This window comes from Streptomyces cinnamoneus (assembly GCF_014650495.1).
Classification (GTDB): domain Bacteria; phylum Actinomycetota; class Actinomycetes; order Streptomycetales; family Streptomycetaceae; genus Streptomyces; species Streptomyces cinnamoneus.
In genome coordinates, this window is the sequence record NZ_BMVB01000003.1 from 258,840 (window position 1) to 272,433 (window position 13,594).

The following is a 13,594-nucleotide window of genomic DNA, read 5'->3' on the forward strand; positions in this document are numbered from 1 at the left end:
TCATGCTGAGAACAGCTCTGCGCAACGTCCTGGCGCACAAGGCCCGTCAGGCCATGACGGTCCTCGCGGTCTGCCTGGGCGTCGCGTTCGTCAGCGGCACCCTCGTCTTCGCAGACTCCACCGCCGCGGCCCACCGCGCCGCCGCGTCGAAGAACTTCGCCGGCATCGCCGTCACCGTGACCGCGAAGGAGTCCCCGTCCGGGAGCCCCGCCGACCAGCAGACCGGCGTGCTCGACGACGCGCTCGTACGGAAACTGGCCGCCGTGCCCGGTGTCGCCGCCGTACGCCCGTCGGCCGACGGCTCGGCCGCCCTGAACGCGGCGGACGGCACGCCGCTGCGGGTCAAGGCGGGGGCGAACCTGGCCGCAGCCTACGTACCGGGCAAGGACGGCAAGGACAGCCGCTACCCCCTGCTCAAGGGCCACGCCCCGGCGAACGGCGATGAACTCGCCGTGGACAGCGGCACCGCGGCCGCCGGCCGTCTCCGCATCGGCGACTCGGTCACGCTGGCCACCGACGGCCCGGTCATGACCAAGCGACTCGTCGGCATCGTCACCACCAAGGACACCCGGGTGACCGCTGGCGGCACCCTCGCCCTGTTCGACAAGGCGACCGGCCAGCGGCTCTTCGCGTCCCCGGGCCACTACACCGGCATCGACCTGTCCGCCGCGCCCGGCACCGACCAGTTCGAGCTCTCCCGCCGGGTCACCGCCGTACTCCCGGCAGGCCGGGCCGAGGCCACCACCGGCGCCGCCCAGGCTGGCCAGCAGGCCGTCCTCGTCGACACCCTGACCCGGGGCTACGAGAAGCTGCCGATGGTCTTCGCCGGGGTCTCGCTGTTCATCGGCTCGTTCCTCATCATCAACACCTTCACCATGCTCGTGGCGCGGCGCACCCGTGAGATCGCTCTGCTGCGGGCGATCGGCGCCTCGCGCCGCCAGGTGTCCCGCTCCATCCTCCTGGAGGCCCTCCTGGTCGGCCTCGTCGCATCGGCGGCCGGTTTCCTGCTCGGCCTCGGCATCGCCTCGGTGCTGCCCGACGTCCTGAGCACCGGCGGGAACACACTGCCCCACGGCCCCCTGGTGATCGGCCCGCGCTCGATCGTGGCGGCGCTCGGCGTGGGCGTGGGCGTCACCGTGCTCGCCGCGTGGCTGCCGTCCCGCAGGGCGGCGAAGGTCGCGCCCGTCGAGGCGATGCGCACGGCCGGACAACCGCCCTCCGCCACCCGGTCCCGGATCCGCGGCGCGGCGGGCCTCGCCCTCCTCGTCCTCGGCGCCGGCCGGCTGATCTCGCTCTCGGGGGCGAAGGACGCCTCGGAGGAGAACCTGCAGAGCGCGATGCTCGGCTGCGCCGTCCTCGTCGCCGCCCTGATCGTGCTGGCGCCGCTGATCGCCGCCCCCGTGATCCGGCTGACCGGACGGCTGACCGGCCGCTTCGGGATCACCGGACATCTCGCCCGCGAGAACGCACTGCGCGACCCGCGGCGCACCGCGGCCACCGCCGCCACCCTGATGATCAGCACTGCCCTCGTCGCCGGGCTCGCCGTCATCGGGAACTCCAGCGCGCAGGCCCTCGACCGCCAGACCGCGGCCGGGCTCGGCGCCGACTACGTGATCAGCTCCCGCACCGCCACGACCGGCATCGATCCGGCCGCCGTACGGCGGGTGGCCGACACCGCCGGGGTGCGGACCGCGACCGCCGTCACGGACTCCACCCTGTTCATCGGCGGTGGTGTCCGGGACGTCTTCGGGGTCGACCCCGACACCGTGAACGCCGTCATGAAGCTCGACTTCGTCAGCGGCTCGGTCAAGGATCTGGGACCGGGCCGGATCGCCGTCTCCAGCACCGTCGCCCGGGAGAACGGCGTGAGCACGGGCGGCCGACTCGACGCCCGCATCGGCCTGGACCAGGGCTTCACGCAGTACACCGTCGTGGGCGTCTACAAGGACAATCCCATCGCCCACGACGCGCTCGGTGCCCGTACCGAGGTCGCGAAGGGCAGCTTCAAGCCGGGCTCCGTCCAGCGGATCCTCGTCCGCACCGACGGCGGCACGGTCTCGAAGGCCACCGAGAAGCGGCTGCGCACCGCCGTGGGCAACAGCCCGCTCCTGAAGGTGCAGGACCGGAAGCAGCTCGTCCAGGAGGCCGCCGGCACCATGGCCGACCTGCTGAACGTGATGTACGGATTGCTCGCCATCGGCGTCGTGATCGGCGCGCTCGGCATCGTGAACACCATGGCCATGTCGGTCGCCGAACGCACCCGTGAGATCGGCGTCCTGCGCGCCATCGGCATGGACCGCGCCGGCATCCGCCGGATGATCCGCCTGGAGTCGGTGACCGTCGCCGCGCTCGGCACCCTCCTCGGTCTGGCGGGCGGCCTGTTCGGTGCCTGGGCCGTCGGCTCGCTGGCCAACGGCGCGATGGAGCAGTACTCCCTGGCGCTGCCCTGGGGGACGCTGCTCCTCGTGTGCCTGCTGTCCCTCGCGATCGGCGCGGTCGCGGCCGCCGTCCCGGCCCGCCGGGCCGCCGCCCTGAGCCCGCTGGAAGCCGTCGCGGAGGTCTGACGCACGCTCTCGGGCACGCCGCGCCGCGCACAACGGAAGGGAGGGCCCCGGCGTCGCCGGGGCCCTCGGCCGTTCCCTGTCCACGGGGGCGTATCGGCGGCTTGCTACGCTCCCGCCGTGATGCTGCCGACGGTCGACGACATACGCGCGCTGCACGAGAAGTACGCGCCGACGCGCGAGGTGCTCGACCTCGTGTACACGCACTGCGAGATCGTCTGGCAGGTCGCGGAGCAGCTGCTGGCTGCAGGCGGCCACCGGCTGGACGCCGCCCTCGTCCGCGCGGGTGCCCTCCTCCACGACATCGGCGTCTACCGGCTCTACGACGACGCGGGCCGGCGCCTGCCCGACGCCTACATCCGCCACGGGGTGCTCGGGGACGAGATCCTCCGCCAGGAGGGCTTCCCCGAGCGGCTGCGTCGCTTCTGCTCCTGCCACACCGGCGTCGGGCTCACGCGGCACGACGTCGAGCGGCAGGGGCTGCCCCTGCCGGTGGCCGACTACGTGGCGGAGACCGGCGAGGAGCAGCTGGTGATGTACGCGGACAAGTTCCACACCAAGACCACTCCCCCGGCCTTCCTCTCCTTCGACGCCTATGCCGCGCACGTGGGCCGGTTCGGCACGGAAAAGGTCGCCGCGTTCCACGCCCTGCGCGACCGGTTCGGCGAGCCGGACCTCGCACCGCTCAGTGCTCGGTACGGGCACGCGCGGACCTGACGCTCCCTACCGCCTGCTCGACGCACTCGGCCTGCTCGGCTTGGATCGTCGCCACGCTGTCGCGGCCCCCGACACAGCGGCCCGCCCTTCGCGGGCCGCAGCTGCGCGTTCAGCCGGCGGCAGCACCGAACCACCTGGACAGCTGGCCGAGCAGCTCCTGCTGGTCTTCACCGGCCCACGCCACGTGGCCGTCCGGCCGCAGCAGCACCGCGGGCACGTCCAGTTCCTCGCCGGCGTCGACGACGTGGTCGACCCGGTCGGCCCAGCCCTCCACCGAGAGCCGGCCGGTCTGGTCGAGCAGCAGCCCGCGGCCGCCGTGCATCAGCTCGTAGAGGCGGCCCTGCTTCAGCTTCACGTCCCGCATGCGCCGGCCGAGCAGTTCGTGGCCCTCGCCGAAGTCGTAGCGGACCCCGACAGCGGTGATCATCTCGGTCACGTACCGGTTCACGTCCTCGAAGTCCATCAGCTTCGCGAACAGCTCCCGCAGCGCGGTCGCACCCGGATCGGTCCCCAGCAGCGTGATCTGCGCGCGGGTGTTCTCCAGCACGCGGGCGCCCACCGGGTGCCGTTCGGCGTGGTAGCTGTCCAGCAGCCCCTCCGGCGCCCAGCCGTCGACCGCGGCGGCCAGCTTCCAGCCGAGGTTGAACGCGTCCTGCACGCCGAGGTTGAGGCCCTGCCCGCCGGTCGGCGGGTGGATGTGGGCCGCGTCGCCGGCCAGCAGCACCCGGCCGACCCGGTAGCGCTCGGCCTGTCGGGTGGCGTCGCCGAACCGGGAGAGCCAGCGCGGCGAGTGCACGCCGAAGTCGGTGCCCGAGAAGGCCCGCAGCTGCTGCTTGAACTCTTCGAGGGTCGGCGGGACCGTACGGTCCTCGGCCACCCCGTCGGCGGGCACGATGATGCGGAACAGCCCGTCCCCGAGGGGGACGGCGCCGAACCGCAGTTGGGTCTTGTTGACCTCCGCGACGACGGCGGCAACCGTCTCCGGGTCCTCGGTCACCTCCATGTGCCCCAGCAGCGTCTCGACCTTGGCGGGCTCGCCGGGGAAACCGACGCCGAGCTGCTTGCGCACCAGGCTGCGGCCGCCGTCGCACCCGACGAGGTAGCGCGAGCGCAGCTGCGTGCCGTCCGCCAGCTCGACGGTCACCCCGTCGTCGTCCTGGCTCAGCGCGACCACTTCGCAGCCGCGCCGGATCTCGGTACCGAGTTCGAGGGCACGCTCGTTGAGCAGCCGTTCGGTGACCGGCTGCGGGGTGGCCACGCCGTACGGGTGCGCGGTGTCCAACGTGTCCGGCCACGGCTTCATGATGCCGCCGAAGAGCCCGCCGACGCTGAACTTCTCACTGACCGCCAGGAACCGGTCCAGCAGGCCGCGCTGGTCCATCATCTCGACGCTGCGCGCGTGCAGACCCTGCCCGCGGGACTCCTCGGGCGGCGCGGCCAGCTTCTCCAGCACGACCACGTGCACGCCGTGCAGCCGCAACTCGCCGGCCAGCATCAAGCCGGTCGGTCCGCTGCCGACCACGATCACATCAATCATCAAACGCCCATTCACACGAGATTGGATACCGGCCAGCTGCACGAAACCCCGATTTCCGCAGGTCCTGGCTTCGAACGGAGATTCTGCCGCACGACCGGGGCCTTGCGGCAAGGCCCCGGGTGCGATATATGTTGAGAGTGGCAAGGAGCGGGCGCTCCTTGCCTTTTGTTTTTTGTCGCCGCTGGAGGTCGTCCGCCGGAGACGGACGACCTCCTCACAATACGGCGGCGCTGTGCAGGGCAGTCAGGCGCGATTCAGCGGCACAGAGCCGTGTCCACGACACCCTCGACACGCTTCATGACCGCTTCGTCGGCCGGCTGGACGGTCACCGCGACGTTGGCGGCGCGTCCGTCGTCGGTGGCTCCGCCCCGGGTCTCGTATCCCGGGAGGCTACCGCCATGGCCCCAGTACACACCGCCGCACGACAGCGGCCTGCTCACGAGCCCCAGTCCGTAGCGGACGCCGGAGCCGAAGTATTCAGCGGGGACGGTGGTGCGCATCTGGGCGAGTTGGGCCGCCGGGAGGAGACGCCCGGCCAGGAGCGCGGTGAAGAACCGGTCGAGGTCGGAGTTGGTGGAGATCATCTGACCTGCCGCCCAGCCCCAGGAGGGGTCCATTTCCGTGACGTCGCGCAGAGGCGCGCCTGCTGAATCCTGGTAGTAGCCCTGGGGATGGGGCTCTCGGATGGTCGCGTCACCGCGGGCGGGGAAGTAGGTGTGGCGCAACCCGATGCGCTTGATGATGCGCTGTTCCATCTCCTCGGCGAGGGAGCGGCCGGTGACCTTCTGGACGATCAGACCGGCCAGCACGTAATTCGTGTTGCTGTACTCCCATTTCGTCCCGGGGTCGAATCCGGCCTTGTGCTGGAGCGCCATGTCGACGAGCTCGCGGGGGTCGTAGTACCGGACGTCGTCACCGAGGTACTTGGTGTAGTTGGGAAGTCCACTGGTGTGCTGCAGGAGCTGACGGACGGTGATGTGGCGTCCGTCGATCCCCTCTCCGCGGACAAGGCCCGGCAGATAGGTGTCGACCGTGGCGTCGAGGCCGACTTTCCCTTCACCGACCAGTTGCAACACGACCACCGCGGTGAACGTCTTGGTGTTACTGCCGATGCGCACCTGCCCGTCCTTGGGCACCTTCGCGCCGGTGGCCAGGTCGCCGACCCCTGCGGTGTAGTGACGCATACGGCCCTCGCGGTCCTTGACGCTCGCCAACGCTGCGGGCAGACCGTCGGAGTGCACCAGCGCGTTCAGGCCCTGCTGAACGGTGTCCGGCCTGGCGGCGGCGAACGCCGCGGGCGGCGCCAGAGCACCCATCGCCATGACGCCGACGGCCACCGCGACCGCGGCCGGCACGGTTCTGCGCCGACCACTTCGCTGCTGCCTGGGAGAACGAAACCTTTGCCATGCCTGCTGATGCATGAGTCAGATCCTTGGGAGTCGTGGGGAAACCAGCGGTAAGTGCCGGACCCAGCATGTCCGGCTGCGACTGCCCGCAACGATCCTGCTAGCCGCCCGGCTCCGGGTAGGGCTAACCCCCTACGAAGATCGTGGTGAGCGGCCCGGCGTAACGAAGGGTCCGAGCCTTCGTTGATCAAGATATGACTGCTCTTCGGAAGATCATCACAGCTGTTTCGGCAACGGCTGCAGCGATCGGCATCGTCTTCGCCGCTGGGCCGCCCGCCGCGGCAGCCGGCAAGTGGTGCAACCATTCGGTCTGCATCGAGACGTACGACACGGGGACGTACCTGGGCAGGGTGGAGGTGTCGGTCGTCAACACCAACCAGCCCCACACGATTTCCGCACGTGTGTGGACCACGAACGGTTGGAGCGCGAGGACGAAGACCGAGAACGTCGCCGCGTTCCGGACCTACCGCGACCAGGCATACCCCCAACGCCACTTTCCAGCGGGCACCCGGCTGTGCGCGGAAGGCTTCCGCGGTGGCGCGAGTGTCGGCCTTCCCTGCGTGACGCTCACCGGCTGAGCGCACGATTACCCTTCGGGCCCGCCACATCCGCGACCCGGCCCAAGACCCGAATTGTCCCGTGGCCGCACTGCGGCCACGGTTGCCATCTTGGAAGATCCGGAACAGTTCACCGGACCAGTAGTGACGCATGGGCTACGAACGCCTCAATTGCGCGTCTCGCCCGGACGTCCAGTGCGTCCCGCTCCGCTTGGTCCCGTGCGGTCGATACATCCCGTGTGCACTGATAGGCCCGCTCGGCAGCCAGGGTCACTTCCCGGTCATCAGTGAGCAGCTTGACCCGATAGAGCACTTGCCGTGTCGCTGCTCGGAGGCGGTGCGCTTCATCACGTGCCGTGATGAAGGATTCTCCGTCCGGATCCTGCTGCTTGCGGTACCAGCGGTCCGCCTGGCCATGGCGGTAGTCCTCCGCCGCTGCGGCGAACGAACTGTACGTGGCGATGCGCTCCTGCCGGAGCGCTTCGGACCGCGCGAACAGCTCACTGCGTCTGGACGCGAGACGCTGGAAGAAGTGCGTGATCACGGCACCCATGAGCGTGCCCCCGACCGCTACAGCGCTTGTCCCTATGGCTTCCATGGCATCAGCTGATCAGACCCCAGCCATTCCCCGCAGGGTACTTGTAGCCCTTCAGGTGGATGCGATGTTCGTCCGCTCGGTGGAGCGTGTTGGTTCTACGGCAGGAAGTGGTCGGCTCCGGAGCCGGACAGCATGGCCTCCATGAGAGTTGAACCGACGGCCCTTATGACCTTGATCCGCCGCACACTGCTCCGGCCGGCCCGGCCGGCGCCCGCGGGGTTCCGTGTCCGGGTGGCGGTGTGGCTGACCGTGGCCGGTTCGTTGGTGTACGCGGGGCAGAAGGTGTACATGGCGGCGCGCGGGGAGATCGGTATGCCCGGTCATCCCGCACCCGCACACGTACAGGCGCAGTTCGAGCACCCGGGATGGGCTCAGGCGGGCAATGCTGCGCTGGGTATCGTCGCGGCATTGGTGCCATGGTCGACCATCACGCACTGGGGAGCGCGCATCCCGCGCTGGGCGCTGCTGTGCGCGCTGGCACTCGCCACGGTGCTCCAGTTGCTGGGAGGGTTGATCACCCTGCAGCGCGCGGACCTCGACCTGGCGCATCTCGGCTGGGGCTCCGCCTACGAGGCGGTGGCGGGCGGCGTCGGTATCGCGGCGTGGATCGTGGTGCTGGTGTCGTACTGCCTGCGTAGCCGTCCTCACGCCGGCGCAGTGGCGGAGGCACGCCCGTGACCGCTCGACGCAGCCGCCGTGGCCCCGCAGCGGCTGCTGCCCACATCGCCTTCGGGTGCGCCTTCGCCTACGGCGCGATGAAGCTCGGCTGGGCACTCGGCGGCCAGTTCCTGATGCGGGAGACCCCGCTGCCTGCGGATGCCCGGGACGACCTGCTGAACGGCACCCCGGGCACGGTCGCCGGGAGTTGGGCGTCCGTCGCGCTGGCGCTGGTCGGCATGGCGGCTGCCCTCCATCTGTCCGGCCGCTTCGGGCCCCACGGAAGGTTCCGCCGCGTGGCGCTGCTCGCCGGCTCCTGGGCCGGGTGTGCGTTCATGACCGCGCGAGCAGTCGGCCTCCTGGGCTACGGCTTTGCCGGAGACCTGCGCCTGCTGACCGGCCGTGCTTCCGTACCGCCCGCCCACGAGGACCTCGCGCGCTTCCAAGCGCATTGGGACCTCCTGCTCTGGTCTCCGTACTGGCTGCTCTTCGGTACGTGCTGGGGCGTGGCGGCCTGGCACTACCGGAAGTCCGGCGTGTACCGAGCTGGGCCCACCGACCTTCGCCAACGAGACGTCAGCGCCTCAAGGGGCTGATCGGCAGGGCCTCACGCAGGCGGTCGAGGAGCGCCCGGGCCGCGCGGACTCCGGTTCCGCGCGGCAGGCGGATCAGCGGACTGTCGCACGCGTGTCACGCCGCCAGGTTATCGACGCGGCGGCGGTAGCCGCCGGTCGCTCCGCCCTTCCCCGGGGCGGGGCCGGTGGTTCACGTCGCGTGGCCGGGGGTCACACCTTCACCACGATCTTGCCGGTGTGGGTGTTGGACTCCATCAGGCGGTGGGCGTCGGTGATGCGTTCCAGGCCGTCGAAGGTCTCGGCGACGACGGGTGCCAGTGCGCCGCTCTCCAGGCCCGTGCCGATGAAGGCGGCGGCGCGGTGGCGGTAGGACTCGTCGCGGGTTCGGGCTCCGTTGGAGTACGCGTGGACGGTGAGCGGCCAGTTCAGCGACAGCTCGACGGGGCGCCGGTCCAGCGTGCCGTAGACGACCGCCGTACCGCCCGGCACGAGCGCGTCGCCGAGGGTCGCGAAGCCGGGGCCGCCCACCGCGTCGAAGGCGAGCCGCGCGCCCTGGCCTGCGGTGATCCGTCTGACCTCCTGCACCAGGTCCTGGGTGTCGGTGGTGATCACGTGGGCCGCGCCGAGTTCCAGCAACTGCTGCCGCTTGGCCTCGCCGCGTGTGGTGGCGATGGGGGTCGCGCCCACCCGCAGGGCCGTCTGGATCGCGGCCGTACCGACGCCGCTGGAGGCGCCCGTGATCACCACGTGGTCGCCGGGGGCCAGCCCGCCCGTCTCCACCATGCCGCCGTACGCCGTCGAGTACGTGAGCCACACCGCCGCGGACGTCACCGCGTCCACTCCGGCGGGCCGGCGCACCACCGACTCCTGGGGCAGGACGATGCGTTCGCCGTACACCCCGTGGACTCCGAAGTCGAAGTTGGCCGCGGCCATCACCGCGTCGCCGGGCGCGAAGGCGCTCACGCCGTCGCCCACCGCCTCGACCACGCCGGCCGCTTCGTAGCCGAGCCGGGAGCCGGGCAGCGTCGGCTGGTAGTAGTAGGAGCCCGCGCGGAAGAGGGCCTCGGCGCGGTTGAGGCCGATGGCCTCGACGCGGAAGAGGATCTCGCCGGGACCGGGGCCGGCCAGTGTCACGTCCTCGACCTTCAGGACCTCGGGTCCGCCGAGCTCGTGGAAGAGAACGGCCTTGGTGACTGTGACTGCCGTGTATGCAGAGGAAGTTGTCATGAGAGAGACCGTACGCACCCGACGGAAGACGATCCATGTCACCAACGCTCCTCTTCATGTCCGATCGTCTTGCTGGTCCTGCTGTACGGTGCCGTCATGGACGTACTGAGCGATGCGATCGCTGCAATGCGCACCGGACGCCCCCACTCCTCGCGCACGGTCAAGCACGCGCCCTGGGGCGTGCGTTTCCCGGCCTCCGACGGCGCCGGATTCCACGTGGTGCTGCAGGGGTCGGCGTGGCTGCTGCCGCCCGAGGGTGCCGAACCCGTCCGGCTGGGCCCCGGCGACGTCGTCTTCCTGGCCCACGGATACGGGCACGGGCTCGCCGACCGGCCCGGAACCCCATTGGAGGACGCCCTCCTGCAGCCGGACGGCTCCTGGCCCACGCTCCGCCACCGCGGGCCCGTCCACGGCGACGACACCCTCATGCTGTGCGGCGCCTATCGGCTCGACAAGGCGCGGGCGCATCCACTGCTCACCGACCTGCCGCCGTTCATCCACCTCCCCGCCCGCGTGGGCGTCACCGACCGGCTGCGCTCCGCCGTGGATCTGCTGGGGGCCGAACTGTCCGACCCCCAGCCCGGCTCCGATGCCGTCGTGCCCGCGCTCCTCGACACGCTCTTGCTGTATCTGCTGCGCACCTGGTGGCTGGCCGAGCGGCCGGAGGGGCCGACGGGATGGGCGGCAGCCCTGAACGATCCGGCCGTCAACACTGCCCTGCACGCCATCCACGAGGCGCCGGCCAGGCCTTGGACGGTCGAGGAACTCGGCGCCCGGGCGGGCCTGTCCCGCGCCGCGTTCGCCCGCCGCTTCACCGCTCTGGTCGGCCAGCCCCCGCTGGCCTATCTCACCTGGTGGCGCATGACGACGGCAGGCACGCTCCTGCGGAAGACCGACGACCCGCTGCGCGCCGTCGCCGAACGTACGGGTTACGCCTCGGAGTTCGCCTTCGCCAAGGCGTTCAAGCGGGAGTACGGGGTGGCGCCCGGCCAGTACCGCAAGCAGGGCGGCGCTGCCGCACGGACGGCGTGATCTGTCGGGTGGTGCGGCCGGGCGGGTGGAGCGGAGTAGTGCCGCGCCCGTTGGGAAGGTAACGGCCGTCACTCCATCCGACAGGAGCTCGTATGACGATCAGCCATCGCACCATCGGCACCGGCGCGCACAAGGTCCTGGTCCTGCACGACTGGTTCGGCACCAGCGCGGCCTGGGGCCAGTTCCTCGACCACCTGGACCCGGATGCCTTCGGCTACGCCTTCCTCGACTACCGCGGCTACGGCGACCGGCGGGAAGTGGCAGGCGAGTTCACCCTCGCCGAGATCGCCGCGGACGCGCTCGCCCTCGCCGACCAGCTGGGCTGGGACACCTTCTCCCTGGTCGGGCACTCGATGGGCGGCAAGGCGGCGCAGCGCGTCCTGGCCGAGGCGCCGCGCCGGGTGCGCAGGCTGGTCGGTGTGACGCCGGTTCCGGCCAGTGCCTACTCGCTGGAGGGGGACGCGTACGACCTCTTCCACGGCGCGGCGCAGAGTCCCGCCAACCGGCGGGCCATCCTCGACCTGGTCACGGGGCACCGGGCGTGCGGCCGGTGGCTGGACGCGATGACGGCCCGTTCCGTGGCCGGCTCCCGGCCGGAGGCGTTCGCTTCCTACCTGGCCGAGTGGACCACCCAGGACTTCGCAGCCAAGGTGGCCGGCAGCTCCCTCCCGGTGAAGGTCTTCGTCGGTGAGCACGACCTCGCCCTGACCGCCGAGGCGATGCGCGGCACCTGGCTGGCCCACTACCCGCAGGCCGATCTGGAAGTCCTGGCCAACTCGGGCCACTACCCGATGTACGAAATCCCGGTGGCCTTCGCAACCGCCCTGGAGGCGTTCCTCCGCGCCTGACCGCCCGGGGGCGCGCCGGCCCGGCCCCTGCACGCCGAACCGGGACCGCCCTTGGGCCTGGGCCCGCACCAGGTGCACGCCCACACCGAGCACGAGCTGCCGCCCGGCAGCCTTCTGGAACCACCCTGCTCACGGCGCCTGCGTGAACTCGTACTGCAGCTCGTACAGGTGCCCCGCCTCCACCGTGTCGTTCACCTCGACCGGACGATCACCGTCGGAGTACACGACGCGAAACGTTCGCAACACAGGTGTCCCGTCCGGAAGCCTCAGCAGCGCATGCTGCTCCTGCGTGGGAACACGGGCCGAGACCGAGTCCACGCACCGCCGTGGTGGGTGGCCCAGCCGGGCCAGCAGCGTCGGCGTCCCGCCGCGGATCCGGAGGCGTTCCATCAGTGCCGTTCCGCGCGCGATCTCCGGCGGGAAGTAGGACTTGACCAGCCCTGCCGGCTCGTCGTCGAACGTCAGCAGTTGGGAGCGCAGCACCACCGGCCCGTCCTCGGGCAGTTCCAGTGCCCGGGCCACCGGGACCGGGGCCGGCTCCACGACCGTGACGTCGAGTATCGAGCTCCGGGCCCGCACCCCGCGGCGACGCGCCTCGGTGACCCAGCGGTAGGGCTCGCCCGGCGCAGCCGGGGCGACGCTGCGCGACGGGCGCATCGTGCGCTGCCGGTGGCCCAGCACCGTCATCTCCGGCATCTCGGGCGTCCCACCTGTGCCACCGCTCACCAGTCCCTCGCCGCGCAGCACCTCCAAGGCTCGCCCCAGCTCGTCCGGCGGGACGCCGAAGCGGTGCCGGAGCCCGTCCCAGGACAGGGCGGTGCCCGGGTGCACCGTTCCGGAGAGGATCTCGTCCCGCAGGTCCGCGGCGACGCGCTCGTACGGGGAACGCTGGTCGGTCACCCGCTGGTCATCCGTGGTCGGCATGAGCGCCCTCCTCGTCGATGCCGTGAACCACCGTTATGCGCGACGGGGGCGGGGCACGGCCAGAACGCGGTTTCGGCCAGGGGGTCGGGGCGGTCGGGGGCGGCAGTCCCGTAGCACCGTCCGCAGCCGCACGGCGCAGGGCACCGGGCCCCCGCCCCCCTTCATCCCCGGCCGCTGCTGTACGCCATGAACGCGATGCACAAGGCCACCACCACCAGGACGAGCAACTGTCGTTCTGGCCGACCCTGAAGAACATCACCCCGCGTCCGGCAAGACGTCCGGCGGCCAGGAGGCCAAGCTGGAGGGCTTGTACCTGGAGTCATCAAGGAGCAGCTCCGCGACGACCTGGCTCCGCCCTGCCCATGGGCCAGCGTGGGCTCTGCCATGCTGACCAACCATGACTTCCTACGAACTGTTGCTCATCGGTGGCGGTGCAGGTGTCGGGAAGACGACCGTCTCCTGGGAAGTGTCCGCAGCCTTGCAGAGGAAGGGCACAGCGCACTGTTTGATCGAGGGCGACTTCATGGACCAGATCCATCCCGCCCCCGCCGGTGACCCTCACCGCTCAGCGATCACCGAACGGAACATCGCGGCGGTCTGGGCCAACTACGCGGCTCTCGGTCAGCGTCGACTGATCTACACCAACACGGTGAGCATCCTCGAAGGGCCCATGGTCAGTCGCGCCATGGGCGGTGACGAGGTGAGAGCCACCTGCGTGCTGCTCACGGCTGACGACGCCACCGTGAGACAACGGCTCGCCCAACGGGAGATCGGGTCACAGCTCGGCCCCCACATCGAACGGAGCCTGCACATGCGACGGCGCCTGGAGGACGAGGCCCCAGCGGGCACCGTCCGCATTCCGACGGACGGCCGGTCGGTGCAGGAGATCGCCACGCACGTCATCCGGGCAGCCGCTTGGCGCGCCTAGGACTGCGAAGTCCGGAAGTCCAGAAGT

Annotated in this window: 13 protein-coding genes; 8 read left to right on the forward strand and 5 right to left on the reverse strand. The window is 70.9% G+C overall.

All coding sequences use genetic code 11. The features are described 5' to 3' along the window. Positions 1 to 2: 2 nt before the first annotated feature. Together IE182_RS06110 and IE182_RS06115 are read left to right on the forward strand one after the other, a co-directional pair. On the forward strand, positions 3 to 2,564 hold the full coding sequence (locus IE182_RS06110; protein ID WP_190108592.1) for an ABC transporter permease: 2,562 nt from the start codon (positions 3 to 5) through the stop codon (positions 2,562 to 2,564). Between the two features lie 120 nt (positions 2,565 to 2,684). Further along, positions 2,685 to 3,278 carry an HD domain-containing protein gene (locus IE182_RS06115; protein WP_373303510.1) on the forward strand — a complete coding sequence of 198 codons (594 nt, stop codon included), beginning with the start codon at positions 2,685 to 2,687 and terminating at the stop codon, positions 3,276 to 3,278. 109 nt (positions 3,279 to 3,387) lie between these two features. On the opposite strand, the gene rox is transcribed toward IE182_RS06115, so the two are convergent. After that, positions 3,388 to 4,815: a rifampin monooxygenase gene (gene rox, locus IE182_RS06120; RefSeq protein ID WP_190108594.1), complete on the reverse strand. Its 1,428-nt coding sequence runs from the start codon at positions 4,813 to 4,815 to the stop codon at positions 3,388 to 3,390. A gap of 254 nt (positions 4,816 to 5,069) precedes the next feature. Continuing rightward, positions 5,070 to 6,170 (reverse strand): serine hydrolase domain-containing protein, encoded by a 1,101-nt coding sequence (locus tag IE182_RS06125; protein ID WP_229844610.1) that lies wholly within the window; start codon positions 6,168 to 6,170, stop codon positions 5,070 to 5,072. 245 nt (positions 6,171 to 6,415) lie between these two features. On the opposite strand from IE182_RS06125, the gene IE182_RS06130 reads away from it, so the two are divergent. Next, a complete protein-coding gene (locus tag IE182_RS06130; protein ID WP_190108596.1) occupies positions 6,416 to 6,799 on the forward strand; it encodes a hypothetical protein in 384 nt (127 codons plus the stop codon). Positions 6,800 to 6,908: 109 nt separating this feature from the next. On the opposite strand, the gene kilB is transcribed toward IE182_RS06130, so the two are convergent. Beyond that, the gene (gene kilB, locus IE182_RS06135) at positions 6,909 to 7,331 is read right to left on the reverse strand and encodes a plasmid transfer protein KilB (RefSeq protein WP_506417119.1); all 423 of its coding nucleotides are present in this window, start codon (positions 7,329 to 7,331) and stop codon (positions 6,909 to 6,911) included. Positions 7,332 to 7,517: 186 nt separating this feature from the next. On the opposite strand from kilB, the gene IE182_RS06140 reads away from it, so the two are divergent. Then, on the forward strand, positions 7,518 to 8,054 hold the full coding sequence (locus IE182_RS06140; RefSeq protein ID WP_190108598.1) for a hypothetical protein: 537 nt from the start codon (positions 7,518 to 7,520) through the stop codon (positions 8,052 to 8,054). Then, a complete protein-coding gene (locus IE182_RS06145) occupies positions 8,051 to 8,629 on the forward strand; it encodes a DUF3995 domain-containing protein (protein ID WP_190108599.1) in 579 nt (192 codons plus the stop codon). The genes IE182_RS06140 and IE182_RS06145 overlap by 4 nt, the downstream gene beginning before the upstream one ends. A 189-nt stretch (positions 8,630 to 8,818) precedes the next feature. Here the strand turns inward: IE182_RS06145 and IE182_RS06150 are convergent, their stop codons facing one another. Next, a complete protein-coding gene (locus IE182_RS06150) occupies positions 8,819 to 9,835 on the reverse strand; it encodes a zinc-dependent alcohol dehydrogenase family protein (protein ID WP_190108600.1) in 1,017 nt (338 codons plus the stop codon). Between the two features lie 96 nt (positions 9,836 to 9,931). On the opposite strand from IE182_RS06150, the gene IE182_RS06155 reads away from it, so the two are divergent. Together IE182_RS06155 and IE182_RS06160 are read left to right on the forward strand one after the other, a co-directional pair. Next, the gene (locus IE182_RS06155; RefSeq protein WP_190108601.1) at positions 9,932 to 10,867 is read left to right on the forward strand and encodes an AraC family transcriptional regulator; all 936 of its coding nucleotides are present in this window, start codon (positions 9,932 to 9,934) and stop codon (positions 10,865 to 10,867) included. A gap of 92 nt (positions 10,868 to 10,959) precedes the next feature. Further along, positions 10,960 to 11,715 (forward strand): alpha/beta fold hydrolase, encoded by a 756-nt coding sequence (locus IE182_RS06160; RefSeq protein WP_190108602.1) that lies wholly within the window; start codon positions 10,960 to 10,962, stop codon positions 11,713 to 11,715. A 129-nt stretch (positions 11,716 to 11,844) separates the two neighbouring features. Here the strand turns inward: IE182_RS06160 and IE182_RS06165 are convergent, their stop codons facing one another. Further along, complete coding sequence (locus IE182_RS06165) at positions 11,845 to 12,639, reverse strand: GntR family transcriptional regulator (RefSeq protein WP_190108603.1); 795 nt, start codon at positions 12,637 to 12,639, stop codon at positions 11,845 to 11,847. Positions 12,640 to 13,036: 397 nt separating this feature from the next. On the opposite strand from IE182_RS06165, the gene IE182_RS06170 reads away from it, so the two are divergent. Next, entirely contained in the window at positions 13,037 to 13,567 is a 531-nt protein-coding gene (locus IE182_RS06170; protein WP_190108604.1) for a nucleoside/nucleotide kinase family protein, read from the forward strand. The last annotated feature ends 27 nt before the right edge of the window (positions 13,568 to 13,594 follow it).